Below are 20,294 nucleotides of genomic sequence, written 5' to 3' on the forward strand. Positions count from 1 at the left end.
GCTGCAGCTGTTCTTGCCCAGATCGATCCCGAGAACCGATACGTCCATGACCTTGGCTCCTTCCTCAAACGACCCGCTGTCGTGCGATAACAACGGTTCGGTTTAGGGGCGGGCCATCCATAAAGGGGGCTTGCGGTTGACGCAGCGTCAAGCGGTACGGTCACGCCCATGACCACCATGCTCGACATCACCGAGATCGCGCGGGCGACCGGCCTCAGCAGCCGGGCGCTGCGCTTCTATGAGGCCCGCGGCCTGATCCGGCCTCAGCGCAGCGAGGGCGGGCGGCGCATCTTCGGCGCGGGGGAGTTGGAGCGGCTGCACGCCATCGTCGCCCTCAAGCGCGCGGGCTTCACGCTGGCGGCGATCGGGCGGATGCTCGACCGCCCCGATGCGCGGTTGGCGCCGATGATCGCGGTGCAGCTGGCGGTGGTCGAGGCGCAGCGTGTCGCGCTTGGGGAAACCGCGACGCTGCTCCACTCTATTCAGTCCCGCATCAATGCTGGCGAGCGCATCGACGTCGCGACGCTCTGCTCGCTGATACGAAAAGGGAATGCCATGACGCCGACACAGTGGAAATCGGTGGTCGACCGCCATTTCACGCCGGAGGAACAGGCGCATTGGGCCGGGCGGATGGACGCGCTCGGACCCGATTTCGATCAGAATGCCTATCAGGCGCGCTGGGCCGATCTAGGCCAGCGGATCGCGGCCGCGCTGCCCATGGACCCGGATTCGGAGGCCGCGCGGGGTTTCGTGCGCGAATGGTTCGCGCTGCTGGCACCATTCCGGGCGGTCGCGTCGCCGGAGATGTGGGCGGGGGCGACGCGGTTGCACGAGAATCGGGCCGAGTGGGACGGCCAGGCCGATCCCGGCTTCTCCGCCGATGTGTGGCAGTTCATTCAGGCCGCCGGTGCGGCGATGCGGGCGCGGGGCGAAGAGCCGGGCGCCTGAAGGTGGTTGTTCACGCGAAGCCGCGATGCCGCGAAGAAGAATGATTTTCGCGCGGAGGCGCGGAGACGCGGAGGGGGCGTATCCGATCGTAAGCGATGCCGGTCATCGCCAAGGTTCGGAAGACTTAAATTCTTCTTCTCCTCCGCGCCTCCGCGTCTCCGCGAGAAAGAATCTTCGCGTCTTCGCGTCTTCGCGTCTTCGCGTGAAAAATCAGCTGCCGTAGTACCGAGAGCACCAAGCTATTTGCTCGCGGGAAGACGCTAAGATTTCATAAGATTGGTTTGCGCAGAGGCGCGGAGGACGCAGAGAGGGCGTGCGAGGTTATTGGCGATGGCCAGCTATCGCTGAGTATAGAGCGGGCCTAACCTTCTTCTCTGCGCTCTCTGCGCCTCTGCGCGAACCAAATTTCCGCGCTTTCGCGTTGATCTTCAACCGATCCCCAGATCCTTCGGTCCGAACGCGTCGGGAAGCAGTTCCGACAAACGATAGCTTCGCACCGCGTCGCCTTCGGCCGCGCCGCAGTGGACCGGCAGGTCACGGCCGCCCATCTGGGCGGCTTCGTTGATGACCTGGCGGCAGCGACCGCAGGGGCTGACCGGGCTGGTGCCGGTCGGCACGCCATGTGCGTCCATCGCGCCGCCGATCACGCCGACCGCGACGATCTCGCGCAGTCGCCCCGCCGCCGAGGCGGTGGCGATCGCGACCGTTTCGGCGCAGAGCGACAGGCCGTAGCTGGCATTCTCGAAATTGGCGCCGGTGATGACCGAGCCGTCCTGCATCAGGAGTGCCGCACCGACCGCAAAGCGGCTGTATGGCGCATGGGCGTTGCGCGCGGCGGCGCGGGCGGCGGCGATGAGTTCCTGGGGCAGGGCTTTAGGATCGGTGGCATTCATGGCGTGACGACGTCCCAGTTGACGGGGCCTTCCACCCCCTCGACCCGGCGGAAATCGCTGGCACGCCACATGCGCCAGGGGCGCGCGGCATAATCGGGTTTGAACAGATTGCCGATTGCCCAGACCGGACGGTCCAGCGCGGCGGTGATGGTGTATTCGCGCTCGAACGCCTTGGACACGCGCAGCATCACGGGCTTTCGCGTGTGCGTCTCGACCATCGACACGAAGCGGGTCAGGTCGGCGACCAGCTGCGCGCGCTCGGGCCGGGCGGCGCAATCGTCGTGAAAGGACAGGTCGATCGCGGTGGGCAGCGCATCGCCCACGCGCGGTACGAAGATGTTGAAGGCATCCGCCTGCGCCGCGGCAGGCTGGCACAGCGAATAGATATGGACCGCGCCGCGCCGCATCCCCGCCTCGGGCAAGGCGTCCCAATTGCCCTCGAACGACGGATCGCGCCGGTCGGTGCCAGAGGTCGCGACCAGATAGGCGAAGTCCGCGCCGTTCGCGCGCAGCGTCCGCCATTCGACGGCGGGCGGGTTTTCGGGCAGGTCGATGCCCTGCAGCGCATAACGCTCGGTCGGCGGCTGCCAATGGGTGACCCAGTGCCGCCCGCCCGCGCTGATCGCGCCAAGGGCCAGCAGCCCTGCGCCGATTTTCCAGAGAATCGCCATCAGTTGCGGATATGCAGGACGCAGAGCAGTGTGAAGAGGCGGCGTGCGGTATCGAAGTCGACCTCGATCTTGCCGGTCAGCCGCTCCTTCAGCATCTGCGCCGCGTCGTTATGGATGCCCCGCCGGGCCATATCGATCGTTTCGATCTGTTGCGGCGTGGCGGCACGGATCGCCTGGTAATAGCTGTCGCAGATCGCGAAATAATCCTTGATCGGCCGCCGGAACCGCCCGAGCGCCAGCACCAGGGTCTCGATATGCGTGCCGTCCTCGCGATACATATGGATGCCGAGCCGGCCTTCCTCCGACTCCAGCTTGATGCGGTACGGCCCAGCATAGCCGTCCGCCTGCGGCCGCTGCGGCGCGAAGGTGTTCTCCTCGATCAGGTCGAAGATCGCGATCCGCCGTTCCTGCTCGACATCGGCCGAGCGCCAGCCCAGGCTGCGCTCGTCGAGATCGATGGATATGATCCGGGGATCGGCCATCCGGCAGGGATAGTCGCGAAGCGCGTGCGCCGCAAATCCCCCGCTGATCGACGCAATGTGTTTTCCTCCGGCGTCACTCCGCGCTAACGCCGGAGAAATGGCCACCCTCGCATTCCAGAACCCCGCTGCCGCCACCGAGCCGCAGCAGCTTCCCCGCAATATCGAGGCGGAGGCCGCGCTGCTCGGCGCGATGATGATCGACAACCGGCTGGCCGACGATCTGGTCGACCGGCTGGACCCGGAGCATTTCTTCGAGCCGGTCCATGGTCGCATATTCTCCGCGATCAAGAATCTGCGCGCCACCGACATGTTGGCGACCCCCGTCACGCTGCGCCCGATGTTCGAGGCGGACGAGGGGATGAAGGCGCTGGGCGGGCCGTCCTATCTGGCGCAGCTGACCGGTTCCGGCGCGGGCCTGATCGGCGCGCGGCAGTTCGCGACTCAGATCTATGACCTGGCGATGCTCCGCGCGCTGGTGACGGTGGGGCGGACCCTGGTCGACCGGGCGATGGACACGTCCGAAGAGGTCAACCCGCGCGCGCAGATCGAACTGGCCGAGAACGAGCTGTTCAAGGTCGCGGCGGATGGCGGCTCCGAGAATGCGGTGAAGAGCTTCTCCCAGGCCACCACCATGGCGGTCAAGAATGCCGAGCGCGCGCTGAATTCGGGCGGCCATGTCTCGGGCATCACCACGGGTCTCGACTCGGTCAATGCCAAGATCGGCGGTATGCACCGCTCCGACTTGATGATCCTGGCGGGCCGTCCGGGCATGGGCAAGACCTCGCTGGCGACCAACATCGCGTTCAACGCCGCGCGCCGTTGGATGCGCGACATGCAGGACGGCATTCCGCCCTCCGAATCGGTCGGTGCCAAGGTCGCCTTCTTCAGCCTCGAAATGTCGGCCGACCAGCTGGCGACGCGTATCCTGGCCGAGCAATCGGGGATCAGCTCCGAAGCACTCCGCATGGGCAAGATCAGCCGCAACGAGTTCGCGCAACTCGCCGCCGCCGCCGCCGAGCTGGAGCAGTTGCCGCTCTTCATCGACGATACCGGCGGCCTGACCATCTCGGCGCTGCACACCCGCGTCCGGCGTTTGCAGCGGCGGCTGAACAACGAGCTGGGGCTGGTCGTGGTCGACTATCTCCAGCTGCTGACCGGCTCGGGCAAGTCGTCCGAGGGCAACCGCGTGCAGGAAATCTCGGAAATTTCGCGCGGATTGAAGACGCTGGCCAAGGACATGAACGTGCCGGTGCTGGCGCTGTCCCAGCTCTCCCGCGCGGTCGAGCAGCGCGAGGACAAGCGACCGATGCTGTCCGACCTTCGCGAATCGGGCTCGATCGAGCAGGACGCCGACATGGTCTGGTTCGTGTTCCGCGAAGACTATTACATGATGCAGCGCGAGCCCAAGCGCCCGATGGAAGGCGATGACGGCAAGGTCTTCGAGGATCACGCGAAGTGGGCGACGGAGGTGGAGCGGGTTTACGGCCTGGCCGAGCTGATCGTCGCCAAGCAGCGCCACGGTGCGACCGGCAAGGTGGTGATGAAGTTCGACCCGACGATCACGCGCTTCACCGACTTCGCGGGGTATTGAGCCGAGGCGAGTTAATTCCCGCCCCACGTTCAGCCTGAGCCCTTTGGCTGGCTGGCAAGGCAGCCGCTCAGGATAAACTTCGGCGCTTCGCGCCGAAGTCGAAGGCCACGGGATGACCGTCACCTAGGGGCGAGTTCGCGGCGTGCAGTTCGACTTCGCTCAGTGCGAACGGTGGGTGGGAGCGGAGTGTGAGGGATGGGGGGCACTTTTCCCGTCCACCCTCACGACCCCGGCGGAGGCCGGGGCCTAGATGCCGCCAAGGTTGAGGCACGCCTAGCGATGCGGGGGAGGCCAAGAGTTGAAAACGATCAACTCTGCTCACCCCTCCCCTTCAGGGGAGGGGCTAAAACCGTGCAATGCTGATCGCTTTCAACTCTAATCCCGCCGCTCGCTTGTGCCTCCCTCGCGACGTCTTGCGCGCTACCGAGCGCATTGCCACTGGACCCGGGCCTTCGCCGGGGTGGTGATAATGGTTAGCCCGGCCGAACGGCTTCCACGGGCCGGTGTATCCCGCACTCCACCTTGTCGAACCCGCGCCACCGCCCGGCGCGCGGGTCTTCGCCGGGCTTCACCTGGCTGGTGCAGGGCGCGCAGCCGATCGACAGATAGCCTTGCGCCTCCAGCGGGTGGCGGGGCAGGTCGTGCGCCGCGAAATAGCCGTCGAGCGCCGCCTTGTCCCAGTCCGCCAGCGGGTTGAGCTTCAGACGGCCGTCCTCGACCTCGAACCGGGGCAGTGCGCGGCGGGTGCCCGCCTGGAAACCCTTGCGGCCCGAAATCCATGCCTCGAACGGGGCGAGCCCGCGTGCCAGCGGCTCGACCTTGCGCAGGTCGCAGCAGCCATCGGGGTCGTAGCCGTGACGGATGCCGTCCGGATCCTTTGCCGCCAGCAGCGCGGGGTCGGGCCGGATCACGCGGACGTCGAGCAGCCCCAGCCGCTCGACCAGCGAGTCGCGGTATGCCAGCGTCTCGGGAAACATCTTCAGTGTGTCGGTAAACACCACCGGCGTTGCCGGATCGGCCTGCGCGACCATGTGGAGCAGCACGGCGGACTCGGTGCCGAAGGACGACACCGCCGCGATCTGTCCGTGCAGCTCGCCGGTCAGCAGGGTGCGCAGCATCTCCGGGGCGGGCACCCCAGCGAACCGCGCTTCATACGCTGCGGCGTCTTCGACCGTATAGGCAGGCCGAACGTCGATCCGGTCGAGCGCGCGCTCAGCCATGGCGCAGTTTCCACACCGGCACGCGCGCGTCGGCGGCTTTCTGATAGGGCTGGGGGTAAAGCGCTAGCAGCTTGGTCAGGGTCGCCGCATCGACCGGCTTTTCCGGCGCGAAGCTGTCGAAGCCGCAGCGGCGCATGGGCGGAATCTGGTCGACCAGCACATCGCCCGCCGCGCGCAGCTCGCCCTCGAACCCCGCTTCGCGCAGGATACGCGCCGCCGAATAGCCGCGCCCGTCGCGGAAGGTCGGGAAGCTGATCTCGACCAAGGCGATCTGGCCCAGGTGCGGCAGGAGTTCGCGCGCATCGTCGCCCGCCTCCAGCCGGACGGCGGTGGCATTGGTCTGGCCCAGAAACGCATCCAGCGTCACCGCCGGTTCGTCATGCACCACGTCGTCGCGAAAGCGCAGCAGGGTCGCGCCCGCATGGGTGTTCACGGTGATCGGCTCAACCATAAATGGCTTCCTTGAACGGCTGCATGCCGACGCGGCGATAGGTGTCGAGGAAGCGTTCGTCCGCTTCGCGCAATTCGACATAGCGGTCGGTCACGCGCTCGATCGCATCGACCACGCCGTCCTCGTCGAAGCCGGGGCCGGTGATCTTGCCCAACGACACATCCTCCGCGCCCGAGCCGCCGAGCAGCAGCTGGTAATTTTCGGTGCCCTTCTTATCGACGCCCAATATGCCGATATGCCCGGCATGATGGTGGCCGCAGGCGTTGATGCAGCCCGAAATCTTCAGCTTCAACTCGCCCAGCTCGCGCTGCCGCCCGGCGAAACGCTCGCCGATCTTCTGCGCCAGCGGGATGGAGCGGGCATTGGCCAGGCTGCAATAATCGAGGCCGGGGCAGGCGATGATGTCGGAGATCAGGTCGAGATTGGCCTCCGCCAGCCCGGCGTCGCGCAAGGCCGTCCAGATGGCGTACAGGTCGGCCTTGCGGATATGCGGCAGGACGATGTTCTGGGCGTGGGTGACGCGCAATTCGTCATGGCCGTAACGCTCGGCAAGGTCCGCCATCAGCTCGATCTGGTCGGCCGAGGCGTCGCCGGGGATGCCGCCGATCGGCTTCAGGCTGATCGTGACGATGGCATGGCCGGGTTGCTTGTGGGCGGCGACATTCTGGTCCAGCCAGACCGCGAAGTCGGGGTCCGACCGATCCACCGTATCGGGCGCGTCGCGGTCGAAGTCCGGCCCGCCGAACATCGCGGTAATCCGCGCCAGCTCGGCCAGCGGCGGGTCCAGCCCCAAGTCACGGATCGCGGCGAACTCCGCTTCCACCTGGTCGCGGTACGCGTCGACACCGATCTCGTGGAGCAGGATCTTGATCCGCGCCTTGTAGATATTATCGCGGCGGCCATAGCGGTTATAGACCCGCAGGCACGCCTCCAGATAGCTCATCAGATGGTCGGCGGTGATGAAGTCCTTCACCTCATGCGCGATCATCGGGGTGCGGCCCATGCCGCCGCCGACGAAGATCTTCGCACCCAGCACGCCGTCACGCTTAAAAAGCTGTATGCCGATATCGTGCAGCCGCATGGCCGCGCGGTCCTCATCCGCCGCGATCACCGCGATCTTGAACTTGCGCGGAAGATAGGTGAATTCGGGGTGGAAGGTCGACCATTGCCGCAGCAGCTCGGCCCAGGGGCGCGGGTCGGCGACCTCGTCGGCGGCCGCCCCGGCGAACTGGTCGGACGAGATGTTGCGGATGCAGTTGCCCGAGGTCTGGATGGCGTGCATCTGCACCGTCGCCAGCTCGGCGAGGATGTCGGGCGCATCGGCCAGCTTGATCCAGTTATACTGGATGTTCTGCCGCGTGGTGAAATGGCCGTAGCCGCGATCATATTTGCGTGCGATATGGCCGAGCATCCGCATCTGGCGGCTGTCGAGCGTGCCATAGGGCACCGCGACGCGCAGCATATAGGCGTGAAGCTGCAGGTAGAGACCGTTCATCAGCCGCAGCGGCTTGAACTGATCCTCGGTGATCGCGCCCGACAGGCGACGGCTCACCTGGTCGCGAAATTCCTCGACACGGGCATCGACGATGCTCTGGTCATATTCGTCGTAAGCGTACATGCGTTAAACTCTCAGATAACCCAGGCGCCGGCGTCCGCATCGGCGGGCTTCAGCGTCAGGTCGGGGCGCACCGTGGGGCCGAGCGCGCGGATACGGTCCTTGATATGGGCGGGGCGGGGGCCTTGTTCGGTCGCCTCCGCGTCGATCAGATAGGGCACGTTGACCCGACGCGCGCCTTCCTCGGCCCGCAGGATCGCCTCACCCTGTCCGCCGACATCGACCGCATCCTCGACATGGCGCGACCAGTCGCTTCCCGTCCACCAGACGACGTCGCCGGTCGCCAGATCATTGCCCGTTAACAGCTTCATGCGCTCATTCCTTCCGCCACACGAGCCCAACGCGCCAGCTTGTCTTCGGCATCCGACAGCGTCACGACTTCGCCGACGACGATGATCGCCGGGCTCTGCACCCGTTCGCGTTCGACCATCGGGCCGAGGTCGGCGAGCAGCGTGCGGATGGCGCGGTGGCCCTCCAGCGTGCCGCGTTCCAGCACCGCGACGGGCATGTCGGGGGCGACGCCGTCCGCCATCAGCTTGTCGGCGATGCCGTTGGCGGTCGCGACGCCCATATAGATGACGAGCGTGCGCCCCTGGCCCGCCAGGCCCGACCAGTCCTGATCGGTCAGCCCCTTGCACTGCCCCGCGACGAAGGACACGGCCGAGCTGTGGTCGCGATGGGTGAGCGGGAGCATTGCCTCCGCCGCGCAACCGAGCGCCGCGGAGACGCCGGGAATGACTTCGACGGGAAGCCCGGCAGCACGCACGGTCTCCACTTCTTCGCCGCCGCGCCCGAAGATGAACGGGTCGCCGCCCTTCAGCCGGACGACGATCGCGCCCGTCTTCACATGCGCGACGATCAGCGCGTTGATCGCCTCCTGCGACAAGGTGTGCCGCGCGCGCCGCTTGGCGACCGAGATGCGCTGGGCCTGAGGGGGCGCGAGGTCGAGGACGCGGGCATCGATCAACCCGTCATGCACGACGACATCGGCGGTCTTCAGCGCCTCGACCGCACGCACGGTCAGCAGGCCCGGATCGCCGGGGCCTGCACCGACAAGGATCACGCGCCCGCGCGCGGTGGGATCGAGAAGACTAGCCATGCTCTACAGATGATCCCCCCGGATGCCATCCACAACCGAGCGATGCTTGGGGCGGGGGTAGATCAGCTATGCGGGCGCAGCCCGACCGGAATTGTGGCGGCGGCGCTGTCGCTTTCCGCGCTGGCCACCGGATAGGCGCAGTAATCGGCGGCGTAATAGGCACTGGGGCGGTGGTTGCCCGACCAGCCGATGCCGCCGAACGGCGCGCTCGACGCTGCGCCGTTGGTCGGGCGGTTCCAGTTGACGATCCCGGCGCGGATGCCGCTCCAGAATCGCGCGTAGCGCTCGGGCGAGGGCGAGATCAGCGAGGCGGACAGGCCGTAGCGGGTGGCGTTGGCCTGCGCGATGGCGTCCGCGAAATCGGTGGCGCGCGAGACTTGCAGGACAGGGCCGAACAGCTCGTCATCGGGGCGTTCGGCGACGGCGCCGATGTCGAGGATCGCCGGGGTCAGCAGCGGCAGCTCGGGCGCGATTCGCTCCAGCGGGCGGATGATCTTCGCGCCGCTCGCTACCAGATCGTCGACTCGCGCCAGCAGATGGTCGGCCGCGTCATTGTCGATCACCGGCCCCATGAAGGGCGCGGGCGCATCATGCGGCGCGCCGACGATCAGCCGGTCGACCAGCCCGGTCAGCGCGGCCATCAGCGGATCGAACAGCCGGTCCTCGACGATCAGCCGCCGCCCGGCGGTGCAGCGTTGCCCGGCGGTGGTATAGGCCGACTGGACGATCAGCGCGGCGGTGGCGTCCAGGTCGGGATCGTCCCAGACGATGATCGGATTGTTGCCGCCCATCTCCAGCGCCAGGATCTTTTCCGGCCGCTCGGCGAACTGGCGGTTCAGCGCCAGCCCGGTGCGCGCCGAGCCGGTGAAGAGCAGCCCGTCGATATCGTCATGCCCGGCCAGCGCCCGGCCCTGATCCGGCCCGCCGATCAGCAGCCGGACGACCCCTTCGGGCACGCCCGCCGCGTGATAGCATTCGACCAGGAACGCGCCCGTCGCCGGGGTCTTTTCCGACGGCTTGAAGACCACCGCATTGCCCGCCAGCAGCGCGGGCACGATATGGCCGTTGGGCAGGTGCGCAGGGAAATTATACGGCCCCAGAACCGCCAGCACGCCATGCGGCCGGTGACGCAATGCCATGCGCCCGCCGCCCGGCTGGTCGGTGACGCGCTCGCCCGCGCGCTCGGCCTGCGCGGTGATCGAGATGCCGACCTTGGCGATCACGGTATCGACCTCGGTCTTCGCTTCCCACAGCGGCTTGCCGGTTTCGCGCGCGATCAGGTCGGCGAACGCCTCCGCGCGATCGCGCACGATCCCGGCGAAGCGGCGCAGCGTATCGATCCGCTCGGCCCGCGGCGTCATCGCCCAGTCGGCCCATGCCGTACGTGCGGCGGCGACCTCATCGCCCGCATTGCCGATGGGAAGCTCGGCGATCAGCGCGGCCGTGGCGGGTTCGTGGGTCGACATGAAAGAAGGCATGGCATGGATCCAGGCAAGCCCCTCCCCTTCAGGGGAGGGGTTGGGGTGGGGCCTCTCCACCGATGCCAGGTCTGGGGCGGTCGCCCCACCCCCGGCCCAGTGGTAGGTAAACGATGCCCAGCATCGTTTAGGTCATGCTGGGGGCATGACCAACCTGCCACTCCTGAAGGGGAGGGGAGAGACAGGCCCTCTTCACTAGGTTCTAGGCCGCCGCAGCCGGGTCGGCAAGCGCCCGGCCCATGGCGCGCACCCGCGCGACCTTGTCGTGGAGCAGGGTCCAGTCGTCATGCTCGGCGATCGGCGCCCAGATCGCCTCGACCTCGTCGATCAGCATCGATTCGGGCGAGCCTTGCCAATAGGCATCGTCGCGCGCGCGACGCGGGGTATAGGGTTCGATCAGGTCGCGAAGCGCGTTCCAGCTTTCGTCATAATGATCGGGCACCTGTCCGCCGAACAGGTCGAAATAGGTGCGGTCGAGGCTGGCCTGGCTCTCCCGCAGCGCCCGCTCGAACGTCTGGACGAGCGCCCGGTCCTCGGTGCCGCCGCGCGGGGTCAGCCCCAGCCGCCAGAGGATCGCGGTCACGATCTCCTGCTGATAGGTCGTGGCGAATCCCTCCAGCGCGGCGATCAGCGGATCGCTCTCGGCGATCAGGCGCAGGCTGGAGGCGAGCTGCATCACGTCCCACTGGATCGCCTCGGGCTGGCGGGCCAGCGCATAGAGGCCCGAATGGTCGAAATAGGCAGCGGTAAACTCCGGGTCCCAGGTCGGTGCGAACCGCCACGGGCCATAGTCGAAGCTCTCGCCGGTGACGTTGATATTGTCCGAATTGAGCACGCCGTGGACGAACCCGGCGGCCATGTAACGCGCCGCCAGTGTCGCGGTCCGTTGCGCCACCAGGGTCAGCAGCCGGACCGGATCGTCCGAATCCTCGCCGTAGAAATGACGGAGGACATAGGCGACCAGCCGCCGCATTCCCGCTTCGTCACGTTCGAAGGCCAGTCGCTGGAAGCTGCCGATGCGGATATGGCCATGGCTCATCCGCACCATCACGGCCGAGCGGGTGGGGGAGGGCTCGTCGCCTCGGTGCAGCGCCTCGCCCGTCTCGATGATCGACAAAGTGCGCGAGGTGGGGACGTTCAGCGCCTCCAGCATCTCGGTCGCCAGGATCTCGCGGACCCCGCCCTTCAGGGTCAGGCGGCCGTCGCCGGAGCGGCTATACGGCGTCTGGCCCGACCCCTTGGTGCCGAGTTCGAGCAACCGGCCGTCGGTCGCGGTCATCTGCGCGAAGGTGAAGCCGCGTCCGTCGCCCAGGTCGCTATTATAATGGCGGAACTGATGCCCGTGATAGCGCATCGCGAACGGCCCCGGCAGCGTGTCGGGCAAGGGGGCGAACCGGCCGAGATGCCGGGTCCACTCCTCATCGGTCAGAGTCTCCAGCCCGATCTCGGCCGCCGCGCGGTCGTTGCGGAAGCGGATGATCGTCCGCGGGAAATCGGCGGGCGCCACGGGATCGGCGATGAAGTCCGTAATCTCGGTCAGGGCGGAGGCGGGGCGATAGGCTTGCGGGGATACGGGCATAAAGCGATATGGAGGCGGGACCGGAGGACCTTCAAGCATGACCTCTTATGAGAATCGATATTGGTGGTCGAAAGACGGTCTGCGGCTTCATGCGCGCGACTATTCCGGCTCGGACGCGCTGCCCCCGATCCTCTGCCTGCCGGGCCTGACCCGCAACGCCCGTGATTTCGAGGGGCTGGCCGAGGCGCTGGACGGGCGCGCGCGGGTGATCGCGGTCAGCTTCCGGGGGCGGGGCGAGAGCGCCTATGCCAAGGATCCGATGACCTATGTGCCGCTGACCTATGTGCAGGATGTCGAGGCGATGCTGGACGCGTTCGGCATCACCCGCTTCGTCGCGATCGGCACCTCGCTGGGCGGGATCGTGACGATGGTGCTGGCGGCCACTGCGCGGGGGCGGCTGGCGGGGGCGGTGCTGAACGATATCGGGCCGGAGATCGAGGCGGCGGGGCTGGCGCGCATCCGCGGCTATGTCGGCAAGGGGCAGAGCTTTCCCACCTGGCTGCACGCGGCGCGCTGCGTCCAGGAGAATAACGAGGACGTCTATCCTGGCTGGGGCATCGAGGACTGGCTGGCCATGGCCAAGCGCACGCACCGCCTGACCAGTGCAGGGCGGATCGTGCTCGACTATGACCTGAAGATCGCCGAGCCATTCCGCGTGCCCAATACCGAGGGCGGGCCGGACATGTGGGCCGCGCTCGACGCGCTGAACGGCGTGCCGACGCTGGTGGTGCGTGGCGAGCGGTCGGACATATTGAGCGCGTCCGTCGCCGAGCGGATGGTCGAGCGGCTGTCCCCGTCAGAGCTGGTGACGGTGCCGAACGTCGGCCACACGCCGCTGCTGACCGAGCCGGAAGCGCTGGCCGGGATCGGGCGGTTGCTAGACCGGGTGGCGGGGTAGGCTCGTCAATTCCTCCCCTGCAAGGGGAGGGGGACCAGCGAAGCTGGTGGAGGGGGCGTGCCACACAGGACGTCCCTTGTGGAAGCCCCCCTCCGTCAGGCCTTCCGCCTGCCACCTCCCCTTGCAGGGGAGGAAAATGGTGCGGGCGGTTTTCATCGTCGTCTCCGCCCGCTAAATCCGGCGGCCATGGCCCGTCCGCTCAACATCCTGCACCTCCATTCCTCCTTCTCGCTGGGCGGCAAGGAGGCGCGGGCGGTCGCGTTGATGAACGCCTTCGGCGATGCCGCGAAGCATACCATCGTCTCGGGGCTGCCCGACGAACTGGGCGCGCGCGATGCCATCGCCAAGGGCATCCGGTACGAGATCGCACAGGATGCGCCGCCGCTGACCGGCAAGCCCTCGGTCAGGCGGTACGAGGCGATCGCGGGCTATATGCGCCGCTTCGACCTGGTGCTGACGTACAATTGGGGCGCGATCGACGGGGTGATGGCGCGCCGCGTCTATCCCAAGGGCGCGCCGCCGCTGGTCCATCACGAAGACGGGTTCAACGCCGACGAGGCGCGGGGCCTCAAGATCGAACGCAACATCTATCGCCGCATCGCCCTGTCGGCGGCGGACGCGCTGGCGGTGCCGAGCCATATCCTGGAGGGCATTGCGCGCCAGACCTGGAAACAGCCCGCCGAACGGGTCCATCGCATCCCCAACGGCATCGACACCAGGCTCTATGCCCGCGACCCCGATCCCAAGGGTATTCCCGGCTTCGTCCGCCAGCCCAAGGAGATCGTCGTCGGCGCGCTTGCAGGCCTGCGTACCGTCAAGAACCTGCCGATGCTGGTCCGCGCGATGGGCGGCATTCCCAACCGCTTCCGGCTGGTGATCGTCGGCGAGGGGCCGGAGCGGGCCAACATCATGCAGGCCGCCGCCGCCATGGGCATTGCCGACCGGCTGGTGATGCCGGGCTTTCTGGAGCGGCCGTATAATTACATCCGCCATTTCGACATCGTCGCCTTGTCCTCGCTATCGGAACAGGCGCCGATCTCGGTGCTGGAGGGCATGGCCGCGGGGCTTCCCATCGCCTCGCTGCCGGTGGGCGATGTGCCGATGATGGTGTCCGAGCCCAATCGCCCGTTCATCGCCGACGCGCCCAACGAAGTGCGGCTGCGCGACGTGATCCAGGCACTGATCGCGCACCCCGAGTTGCGCGCCCAGGCGGGGGCGGCCAATCAGGCACGGGTGCGCGCCGAGTTCGATCAGGCGCAGATGGTCACGCGCTACAAGACGCTCTACGAACAGGTTCTGGGTCGACCCGGCGCGCTCGGTGGCGTGCGCGACGGACCTGTGCCGTTAATTCCCCTCGCTTAGCGTTGCCAACACGCTATATGAGACCCTTTCGGGATCAGTAAGGTAAAGACGTGTTCAAAGGCTTGAGCCCCATCCTGTACAACGGCCGCGAGGTTTGGCCGCTGATCGAAGGTGGGAAGGGCGTCGCGGCGACCAACCACGCTTCGGCGGGCGCCTGGGCGGCGGCGGGTGGCGTCGGCACCGTGTCGGCCGTCAACGCCGACAGCTATGATGCCGAGGGCAAGATCATTCCCCAGATCTACCGCGCGCTGACCCGGCGCGAGCGGCATGAGGAACTGATCGAATATGCCATCGAGGGCGCGGTCCAGCAGGTGAAGCGCGCCTGGGACATTGCCGGTGGCAAGGGCGCGATCAACATCAACGTGCTGTGGGAAATGGGCGGCGCGCAGCGGGTGCTGGAAGGCGTGCTGGCACGCACCAAGGGGCTGGTCGCGGGCGTCACCTGTGGCGCGGGCATGCCCTACAAGCTGTCCGAGATCGCGGCGCATCACCAGGTCAGCTATCTGCCGATCGTCTCCTCGGGCCGCGCGTTCCGCGCGCTGTGGAAGCGCGCCTATTCCAAGGCGTCGGAATGGCTTTCGGCGGTGGTCTATGAGGACCCCTGGCTCGCCGGTGGTCATAACGGCCTGTCCAACGCCGAAGACCCGTTGCAGCCGCAGGACCCGTATCCGCGCGTGAAGGCGCTGCGCGACACGATGCGCGAGGGCGGGATTTCCGACGAGGTGCCGATCGTGATGGCGGGCGGCGTCTGGTATCTGCGCGACTGGAACGACTGGATCGACAATCCCGAGCTGGGCAAGATCGCCTTCCAGTTCGGCACGCGGCCTTTGCTGACGCAGGAAAGCCCGATTCCCGAGGAGTGGAAGCAGCGGCTGATGACGATCGAGGAGGGCGATGTCCTTCTCCACCGCTTCTCGCCGACCGGTTTCTATTCCAGCGCGGTGCGCAATCCGTTCCTGCGCGCCCTGGAAGCGCGTTCGGAGCGCCAGATTGCCTTCTCGACGCAGGAAGCGGGCGATCATGTCTTCCAACTCGACGTGGGCGTGAAGGGCAAGAATTTCTGGGTGACGAAGGGCGACCTGCTGCGCGCGCGCGAATGGTTCGGCGCGGGCTTCACCATGGCGCTGAAGACGCCCGACAACACGCTGGTGTTCGTGACCCCTGAGGAAGCCAAGGAAATCCGCAAGGATCAGGCCGACTGCATGGGCTGTCTGTCACAGTGCCTGTTCTCCAGCTGGGCGGACAGCGAAACCAACTCGACCGGCCGCCTGGCCGATCCGCGCAGCTTCTGCATCCAGAAGACGCTGCAGGAGATCGCCCACGGCGGCGATGTCGAGCAGAACCTGATGTTCGCCGGGCATGCGGCCTATAACTTCAAGCGTGACCCCTTCTATTCGAACGGGTTCGTGCCGACCGTGAAGCAACTGGTCGACCGCATCCTGACCGGGGATTGATCCGCTATGATGACGCCGGAACTCTGCGCGACGTTGCACGGCGTCGCAGGGGCGATGGCGTCATTTCCCGATGGCTGGTGGATCATCGGCAGCGCGGCGCTGACGCTGCACGGTATCGATGCCGGTCCGGTCGACGATGTCGATCTGCTGATCGAGCCGGGGCTGGCCGATGCGGTGTTCGATCGGCTGGGGACCGCACCGATCGTCTTGCCACCTGATCCGCTGTTCCGCGCGACGGCCTTCGCGCGGTGGAATGCTGCGCCGGTGGCGGTCGAGGTGATGGCCGGTTTGGATGTGGCCGTCGCCGGGCGGTGGCAGCGGGTCGAACCCCGCACGCGTCAGCGGATCGAGAAATCCGGTGGGCCTCTCTTCGTTCCCGACCAGCAGGAACTGCTCGCCCTGTTTCGCCTTTTCGGGCGGCCCAAGGATGCGCCGCGTATCCGGGCGCTGATGGCGGAAGCGGCGGGAAAGGCCGCCGCTCCCGCGCGCTAGATCAGTCTGCGACGGTTCCCACGACCGCGCCTGCGGTGCCACCGACCGCCGCGCCACGCTCGACACTGCCGCCCGTCGCCGCCGCCACGCCTGCGCCACCGGCACCACCAATGGCGGCACCCTTCAACGTCGAACAAGCCGAGATCGACATCGCCGCGGCCGCCAGGGTGAAGGTAATTGCCAGCTTTTTCATGGTGGTAGCTCCCGTTGAATGACAGGAGGGGGAATGCAATCGTGCGGCAACGGTTCCGTGTCGCAACAATTTGACATGGATCAGCGGCGGCGCGGCCCAGCCCGATGCCGCGATGATCGATCGCAAGGTTGATCCGGCCCATGGGCTGTGTCAGTCGCACGACATGCAACCAGATATCCGCGCGATCATCGCCGCTTCGTCCCATGCGCTCGTGACCGGCAGGAAGGTGGCCGGGCTCTATGACCAGACGCTGGACCGGCACCGCCGCATCGCGGCGGAGGCCCGGGGCGAGCATCTGCAGGGGCTGGACGGCGACCGGAACGTGAAGTTCGGCGGCAGCCTGCCGGAACTGCGCGAGACCGGAACGGGTGCGGCGATCTACATGGAAGTCGCCGACGGTATGACGAAGGGCTTCGATCGCAGCAGCGCGGGTCATTTTACCTGTCGGATCGAGGATCAGGTGGTCCAGCTCTACGATCACGCGGACAGCGCATGGTTCACCTTCGTCGTCCAGGCGGTGGAGTAATCGCGCTCAGCCGCTGAAAGCGTCGGCCCCGGGGTTTACAGCCACCCCTCCAGCACCTGATCGGGCGGGCGATGACCATCGGCCCAGCTGCGGATATTGGCGATGACCTTTTCGGCCGAGGCCACGCGCCCCTCCAGCGTGGCCGAACCCATATGCGGGGTCAGCACGACATTGGGGAGGGCGAGCAGGCGCGGGTCGATCTCGGGTTCGTGCCGCCACACGTCCAGCCCGGCCCCGGCCAGTCGGCCCTGCTCCAGCGCCTCGACCAGGGCATCCTCGTCGACGATACCGCCCCGACTGGCGTTGATGAGATAGACATGGGCGCGCATCAGCGCGATGCGGCGGCGGTCGATCAGGTCGTGGCTGTCGGCGTTGAGCGGCGTGTGGATCGATATGATGTCGACCGCCCCCAGCATCGCGTCGAGATCGTCATACCAGGTCGCGCCCAGTTCCGCCTCGATGCTGGCGGGCAGGCGACGGCGGTTGTGATAGTGGATCGACAGGCCGAACGCCTTTGCCCGACGTGCCACCGCCTGGCCGATCCGGCCCATGCCGACGATGCCCAGCGCCTTGCCGCCGATCCGGTGGCCCAGCATCCCGCCGGGGCTCCAGCCCTTCCACGCGCCCGAGCGGACCAGCTTTTCCCCTTCGGCCAGGCGGCGTGGCACCGACAGGATCAGCGCCATGGTCATGTCGGCGGTGTCCTCGGTCAGGACGCCCGGCGTGTTGGTGACTATGATGCCGCGCGCGCGCGCCGCCTTCAGGTCGATATGGTTCACGCCTGCGCCGAAATTGGCGATCAGCTTCAGGCGCGGTCCGGCATTCGCGATCAGATCGGCGTCGATCGGATCGGTGACGGTCGGGACCAGCACGTCGCAATCCGCCATGGCGGCAGCCAGTTGCTCGCGGCCGAATTTTTCGTCGCCCTGGTTGAATCGGGTCTCGAACAGCGCGGCCATCCGCTCCAATACGGGATCGGGCAGTTCGCGGGTGACGACCACCCTGGGGTTCAGGCAGCGGCGTGGATCGACCATGACCATCGGATTGCGGCAAGCCTGCGGGTCCGTCAACCGGCGATCGCGCGCCCGAACATGGTTGAAGCGCCCCCCCGGCTCGGCGTAGAGCGATGCACAGGCGGGCAAGTAAAGGTACGGATGATGCGCAGGTCCATGGCCGGGCTGGCTGTTTTGGCGGCGACGCTGGCGAGCGGAATGCTGGCGGTGGGGCCGCTCGCCCCGGTGGCGAAGGCCGCGACCGAGAAGCGCGCATTGCCCTATTATGGGTCGATCGGTGCGTCACTGGCGCGGATGCGGACTGGCCCGGCGCGCACCTATCCCGCCAGCTGGAATTACCGCCGCGCCGACCTGCCGGTGAAGGTCGTCGCCGTGTTCAAGCAATGGCGCAAGGTCCAGGACCCGGACGGCACGGAAGGCTGGATGCTCGCCGTCCTGCTCCGCAACACCCGCACCGCGATCGTGCGCGGCACCGAGCCGCTGCCGATGCGCTCGGCTCCTGATGACGGGGCCAAGACGCTGTGGCGTGCGGAGCCTGGTGTGGTCGGGCGGATCAGCGAATGTAACGGCGGCTGGTGCCGGTTGGACGTGAAGGGGCAGGCGGGATTCGTGCCGGTCGGGTCGATCTGGGGCGTCGATCCGGGGGAAGTGCTGCCGTAAGCCTCTTGGCATGCCGGTGGATGCCGATGGCGGATAATTTGGCGATCAGGGTTCTGCCGTCAGCCTCTTGGCACGCCCCTCCCGTAAACGGGAGGGGAAAGGCTTGGGGGCACTGCCAGGCTTTGACGGCGGCGCGTCACGCCGTGGAGGTTGTGAGAATGGCCTCGTTCACCGTCAAACACGCCCCTGCCGCAGGCGGGAGGGGATGGGGGAGGGAAGGCCGCGAGCGATGGTCTCGGTGAGACACCATGCCCTCCCCCAACCCCTCCCGCCTGCGGGAGGGGAGTAAGAAGGCGTCCCTCCCGCCTGCGGGAGGGGAGGAAGAAGGAGTCTCTCCCGCAGGCGGGAGGGGGGAAACCCTTACATCAACTCCACGGCCATCGCGGTGGCTTCGCCGCCGCCGATGCAGAGCGACGCCACACCGCGTCGCGCGCCCTTCGTCTCCAAGGCCGACAACAGGGTCGCCAGCACCCGCGCGCCGCTGGCGCCGATCGGGTGGCCCAGCGCGCAGGCGCCGCCATGGACGTTCAGCCGGTCGTGCGACAGGTCCATGTCCCGCATCGCGATCATCGCCACCGCCGCGAACGCCTCGTTGACCTCATACAGATCGGCGTCGCCGGTCGCCCAGCCCGCGCGCTCCAGGGCCTTGCGCATCGCGAACACGGGGGCGGTGGTGAAGCGGGCGGGGGCGTGGGCGTGGGCAGCCTGTGCCACGACCCGCGCGACCGGGGTCAGGCCCAGCCGTTCGGCGACACTCAGGCGCGTCATCACCAGCGCCGCCGCACCGTCCGAGATGGACGACGCGTTGGCCGCCGTGATCGTGCCGTCCTTGGAGAAAGCGGGCTTCAGCGTCGGGATCTTGGCGGGGTCGCCCTTGGCGGGCTGTTCGTCGAGGGTGATCCGTTCCTCGCCCTTGCGGGTCTTGACCGTGACGGGCACGATCTCGCGATCGAACGCGCCCGACCCTTGCGCCGCTTTGGCCCGTTCCAGCGAGGCGATGGCGAAATCGTCCTGCGCGCCCCGCGTGAACTGATATTCCTGCGCGGCTTCCTCGGCGAAATGGCCCATCAGGCGGCCGCGCTCATAGGCGTCCTCCAGCCCGTCGAGGAACATGTGGTCGTACAGCGTGTCATGCCCGATGCGCGCGCCGCCGCGATGCTTGTGGCTGAGATAGGGGGCGTTCGTCATGCTCTCCATGCCGCCCGCGACAATCATATCGGCGGAGCCCGCCGCCAGCGCCTCGGCCGCCATGATCGCGGCCTGCATCCCCGATCCGCACATCTTGTTGACCGTCGTCGCCTCGACATGCTCGCCCAGCCCGGCGAAGATCGCTGCCTGGCGGGCCGGGGCCTGGCCCAGTCCGGCGGGGAGCACGCAGCCCATATGGATACGCTCGACTAGCATAGGGTCGACGCCCGCCCGCTCGACCGCGCCCTTGACGGCGGCGGCCCCCAGCTGGGTCGCGGACAGGCCCGACAGGCTGCCCTGGAACGAGCCCATGGGGGTGCGGGCATAGGACAGGATGACGATGGGGTCCGTCATGGCATACTCTCCGATTGGGTCTGTTTTGATGTCGTTGTTTGGCGCGGGCCTTACGCCTTTTGCCCGGGCCGCGCAAAGGGGGTAGGGGACCGATTGAAGCCCCTCCTCTTCAGGGGAGGGGTTTGGG

At 67.3% G+C, this 20,294-nt stretch carries 21 protein-coding genes; 8 read left to right on the forward strand and 13 right to left on the reverse strand.

Features of this window, described 5'->3' with window-relative positions; all coding sequences use genetic code 11:
* The first annotated feature begins 168 nt into the window (after positions 1–168).
* Complete coding sequence (locus tag BSZ14_RS16695; protein ID WP_076711788.1) at positions 169–948, forward strand: MerR family transcriptional regulator; 780 nt, start codon at positions 169–171, stop codon at positions 946–948.
* A gap of 428 nt (positions 949–1,376) precedes the next feature.
* Here the strand turns inward: BSZ14_RS16695 and BSZ14_RS16700 are convergent, their stop codons facing one another.
* From BSZ14_RS16700 to BSZ14_RS16710, 3 genes are read right to left on the reverse strand one after another with little or no spacing between them, the layout of a single operon-like run.
* Positions 1,377–1,841, reverse strand: a complete 465-nt coding sequence (locus tag BSZ14_RS16700; RefSeq protein WP_076711789.1) for a cytidine deaminase — start codon at positions 1,839–1,841, stop codon at positions 1,377–1,379.
* Positions 1,838–2,512: a GH25 family lysozyme gene (locus tag BSZ14_RS16705; RefSeq protein ID WP_052811449.1), complete on the reverse strand. Its 675-nt coding sequence runs from the start codon at positions 2,510–2,512 to the stop codon at positions 1,838–1,840. The genes BSZ14_RS16700 and BSZ14_RS16705 overlap by 4 nt, the downstream gene beginning before the upstream one ends.
* On the reverse strand, positions 2,512–2,994 hold the full coding sequence (locus BSZ14_RS16710; RefSeq protein WP_042486235.1) for a UPF0262 family protein: 483 nt from the start codon (positions 2,992–2,994) through the stop codon (positions 2,512–2,514). The genes BSZ14_RS16705 and BSZ14_RS16710 overlap by 1 nt, the downstream gene beginning before the upstream one ends.
* A 97-nt stretch (positions 2,995–3,091) precedes the next feature.
* Between BSZ14_RS16710 and BSZ14_RS16715 the strand changes: the two genes are divergently transcribed.
* Positions 3,092–4,585 carry a replicative DNA helicase gene (locus BSZ14_RS16715; RefSeq protein ID WP_042486232.1) on the forward strand — a complete coding sequence of 498 codons (1,494 nt, stop codon included), beginning with the start codon at positions 3,092–3,094 and terminating at the stop codon, positions 4,583–4,585.
* A 473-nt stretch (positions 4,586–5,058) separates the two neighbouring features.
* On the opposite strand, the gene BSZ14_RS16720 is transcribed toward BSZ14_RS16715, so the two are convergent.
* From BSZ14_RS16720 to BSZ14_RS16750, 7 genes are all read right to left on the reverse strand, one after another.
* Positions 5,059–5,805 carry a phosphoadenylyl-sulfate reductase gene (locus BSZ14_RS16720; protein ID WP_076711790.1) on the reverse strand — a complete coding sequence of 249 codons (747 nt, stop codon included), beginning with the start codon at positions 5,803–5,805 and terminating at the stop codon, positions 5,059–5,061.
* The gene (locus tag BSZ14_RS16725) at positions 5,798–6,256 is read right to left on the reverse strand and encodes a DUF934 domain-containing protein (RefSeq protein ID WP_076711791.1); all 459 of its coding nucleotides are present in this window, start codon (positions 6,254–6,256) and stop codon (positions 5,798–5,800) included. Before BSZ14_RS16725 ends, BSZ14_RS16720 begins: the two co-directional genes overlap by 8 nt.
* Positions 6,249–7,874, reverse strand: coding sequence for a nitrite/sulfite reductase (locus BSZ14_RS16730; RefSeq protein ID WP_076711792.1), 1,626 nt, complete (start codon positions 7,872–7,874; stop codon positions 6,249–6,251). The genes BSZ14_RS16725 and BSZ14_RS16730 overlap by 8 nt, the downstream gene beginning before the upstream one ends.
* A gap of 11 nt (positions 7,875–7,885) precedes the next feature.
* Positions 7,886–8,182 carry a DUF2849 domain-containing protein gene (locus tag BSZ14_RS16735; protein ID WP_042486219.1) on the reverse strand — a complete coding sequence of 99 codons (297 nt, stop codon included), beginning with the start codon at positions 8,180–8,182 and terminating at the stop codon, positions 7,886–7,888.
* Complete coding sequence (gene cobA / locus BSZ14_RS16740; protein ID WP_076711793.1) at positions 8,179–8,970, reverse strand: uroporphyrinogen-III C-methyltransferase; 792 nt, start codon at positions 8,968–8,970, stop codon at positions 8,179–8,181. The genes BSZ14_RS16735 and cobA overlap by 4 nt, the downstream gene beginning before the upstream one ends.
* Positions 8,971–9,032: 62 nt before the next feature.
* A complete protein-coding gene (gene astD / locus BSZ14_RS16745; RefSeq protein ID WP_076711794.1) occupies positions 9,033–10,448 on the reverse strand; it encodes a succinylglutamate-semialdehyde dehydrogenase in 1,416 nt (471 codons plus the stop codon).
* A 202-nt stretch (positions 10,449–10,650) separates the two neighbouring features.
* Positions 10,651–12,027, reverse strand: a complete 1,377-nt coding sequence (locus tag BSZ14_RS16750) for a protein adenylyltransferase SelO family protein (RefSeq protein WP_076711795.1) — start codon at positions 12,025–12,027, stop codon at positions 10,651–10,653.
* Between the two features lie 37 nt (positions 12,028–12,064).
* Here BSZ14_RS16750 and BSZ14_RS16755 point away from each other — a divergent pair, with 37 nt between their 5' ends.
* The 4 genes from BSZ14_RS16755 (at position 12,065) to BSZ14_RS16770 (ending at position 16,233) form a co-directional block, all read left to right on the forward strand.
* Positions 12,065–12,925 carry an alpha/beta fold hydrolase gene (locus BSZ14_RS16755; protein WP_076711796.1) on the forward strand — a complete coding sequence of 287 codons (861 nt, stop codon included), beginning with the start codon at positions 12,065–12,067 and terminating at the stop codon, positions 12,923–12,925.
* Between the two features lie 186 nt (positions 12,926–13,111).
* Positions 13,112–14,287: a glycosyltransferase family 4 protein gene (locus BSZ14_RS16760; RefSeq protein WP_076711797.1), complete on the forward strand. Its 1,176-nt coding sequence runs from the start codon at positions 13,112–13,114 to the stop codon at positions 14,285–14,287.
* Positions 14,288–14,337: 50 nt separating this feature from the next.
* Complete coding sequence (locus tag BSZ14_RS16765) at positions 14,338–15,741, forward strand: NAD(P)H-dependent flavin oxidoreductase (RefSeq protein ID WP_042486199.1); 1,404 nt, start codon at positions 14,338–14,340, stop codon at positions 15,739–15,741.
* 6 nt (positions 15,742–15,747) lie between these two features.
* Positions 15,748–16,233 carry a hypothetical protein gene (locus tag BSZ14_RS16770; RefSeq protein WP_083748313.1) on the forward strand — a complete coding sequence of 162 codons (486 nt, stop codon included), beginning with the start codon at positions 15,748–15,750 and terminating at the stop codon, positions 16,231–16,233.
* 1 nt (position 16,234) lies between these two features.
* Here the strand turns inward: BSZ14_RS16770 and BSZ14_RS16775 are convergent, their stop codons facing one another.
* Positions 16,235–16,426, reverse strand: a complete 192-nt coding sequence (locus BSZ14_RS16775; protein WP_042486195.1) for a hypothetical protein — start codon at positions 16,424–16,426, stop codon at positions 16,235–16,237.
* A gap of 70 nt (positions 16,427–16,496) precedes the next feature.
* Here BSZ14_RS16775 and BSZ14_RS16780 point away from each other — a divergent pair, with 70 nt between their 5' ends.
* Positions 16,497–16,952: a hypothetical protein gene (locus tag BSZ14_RS16780; RefSeq protein ID WP_241823805.1), complete on the forward strand. Its 456-nt coding sequence runs from the start codon at positions 16,497–16,499 to the stop codon at positions 16,950–16,952.
* A 35-nt stretch (positions 16,953–16,987) separates the two neighbouring features.
* On the opposite strand, the gene BSZ14_RS16785 is transcribed toward BSZ14_RS16780, so the two are convergent.
* Positions 16,988–17,986 (reverse strand): 2-hydroxyacid dehydrogenase, encoded by a 999-nt coding sequence (locus BSZ14_RS16785; RefSeq protein WP_042486302.1) that lies wholly within the window; start codon positions 17,984–17,986, stop codon positions 16,988–16,990.
* A 123-nt stretch (positions 17,987–18,109) separates the two neighbouring features.
* On the opposite strand from BSZ14_RS16785, the gene BSZ14_RS16790 reads away from it, so the two are divergent.
* Positions 18,110–18,625: an SH3 domain-containing protein gene (locus BSZ14_RS16790; RefSeq protein WP_083748314.1), complete on the forward strand. Its 516-nt coding sequence runs from the start codon at positions 18,110–18,112 to the stop codon at positions 18,623–18,625.
* 360 nt (positions 18,626–18,985) lie between these two features.
* Here BSZ14_RS16790 and BSZ14_RS16795 read toward each other — a convergent pair whose 3' ends face one another.
* Entirely contained in the window at positions 18,986–20,167 is a 1,182-nt protein-coding gene (locus BSZ14_RS16795; protein ID WP_076711799.1) for an acetyl-CoA C-acyltransferase, read from the reverse strand.
* Positions 20,168–20,294: the final 127 nt, after the last annotated feature.

Source organism: Sphingomonas sp. Sph1(2015) (genome assembly GCF_001970915.1).
In the GTDB taxonomy this organism is placed as follows: domain Bacteria; phylum Pseudomonadota; class Alphaproteobacteria; order Sphingomonadales; family Sphingomonadaceae; genus Sphingomonas; species Sphingomonas parapaucimobilis.

Excerpts from the sequence above, each read along its gene's own strand:
- BSZ14_RS16695 (WP_076711788.1), top strand. The coding sequence starts at position 169 with ATGACCACCATGCTCGACATCACCGAGATCGCGCGGGCGACCGGCCTC.
- BSZ14_RS16700 (WP_076711789.1), bottom strand. The coding sequence starts at position 1,841 with ATGAATGCCACCGATCCTAAAGCCCTGCCCCAGGAACTCATCGCCGCC.
- BSZ14_RS16705 (WP_052811449.1), bottom strand. The coding sequence starts at position 2,512 with ATGGCGATTCTCTGGAAAATCGGCGCAGGGCTGCTGGCCCTTGGCGCG.
- BSZ14_RS16710 (WP_042486235.1), bottom strand. The coding sequence starts at position 2,994 with ATGGCCGATCCCCGGATCATATCCATCGATCTCGACGAGCGCAGCCTG.
- BSZ14_RS16715 (WP_042486232.1), top strand. The coding sequence starts at position 3,092 with ATGGCCACCCTCGCATTCCAGAACCCCGCTGCCGCCACCGAGCCGCAG.
- BSZ14_RS16720 (WP_076711790.1), bottom strand. The coding sequence starts at position 5,805 with ATGGCTGAGCGCGCGCTCGACCGGATCGACGTTCGGCCTGCCTATACG.
- BSZ14_RS16725 (WP_076711791.1), bottom strand. The coding sequence starts at position 6,256 with ATGGTTGAGCCGATCACCGTGAACACCCATGCGGGCGCGACCCTGCTG.
- BSZ14_RS16730 (WP_076711792.1), bottom strand. The coding sequence starts at position 7,874 with ATGTACGCTTACGACGAATATGACCAGAGCATCGTCGATGCCCGTGTC.
- BSZ14_RS16735 (WP_042486219.1), bottom strand. The coding sequence starts at position 8,182 with ATGAAGCTGTTAACGGGCAATGATCTGGCGACCGGCGACGTCGTCTGG.
- cobA (WP_076711793.1), bottom strand. The coding sequence starts at position 8,970 with ATGGCTAGTCTTCTCGATCCCACCGCGCGCGGGCGCGTGATCCTTGTC.
- astD (WP_076711794.1), bottom strand. The coding sequence starts at position 10,448 with ATGCCTTCTTTCATGTCGACCCACGAACCCGCCACGGCCGCGCTGATC.
- BSZ14_RS16750 (WP_076711795.1), bottom strand. The coding sequence starts at position 12,027 with ATGCCCGTATCCCCGCAAGCCTATCGCCCCGCCTCCGCCCTGACCGAG.
- BSZ14_RS16755 (WP_076711796.1), top strand. The coding sequence starts at position 12,065 with ATGACCTCTTATGAGAATCGATATTGGTGGTCGAAAGACGGTCTGCGG.
- BSZ14_RS16760 (WP_076711797.1), top strand. The coding sequence starts at position 13,112 with ATGGCCCGTCCGCTCAACATCCTGCACCTCCATTCCTCCTTCTCGCTG.
- BSZ14_RS16770 (WP_083748313.1), top strand. The coding sequence starts at position 15,748 with ATGATGACGCCGGAACTCTGCGCGACGTTGCACGGCGTCGCAGGGGCG.
- BSZ14_RS16775 (WP_042486195.1), bottom strand. The coding sequence starts at position 16,426 with ATGAAAAAGCTGGCAATTACCTTCACCCTGGCGGCCGCGGCGATGTCG.
- BSZ14_RS16785 (WP_042486302.1), bottom strand. The coding sequence starts at position 17,986 with ATGGTCGATCCACGCCGCTGCCTGAACCCCAGGGTGGTCGTCACCCGC.
- BSZ14_RS16790 (WP_083748314.1), top strand. The coding sequence starts at position 18,110 with ATGCGCAGGTCCATGGCCGGGCTGGCTGTTTTGGCGGCGACGCTGGCG.
- BSZ14_RS16795 (WP_076711799.1), bottom strand. The coding sequence starts at position 20,167 with ATGACGGACCCCATCGTCATCCTGTCCTATGCCCGCACCCCCATGGGC.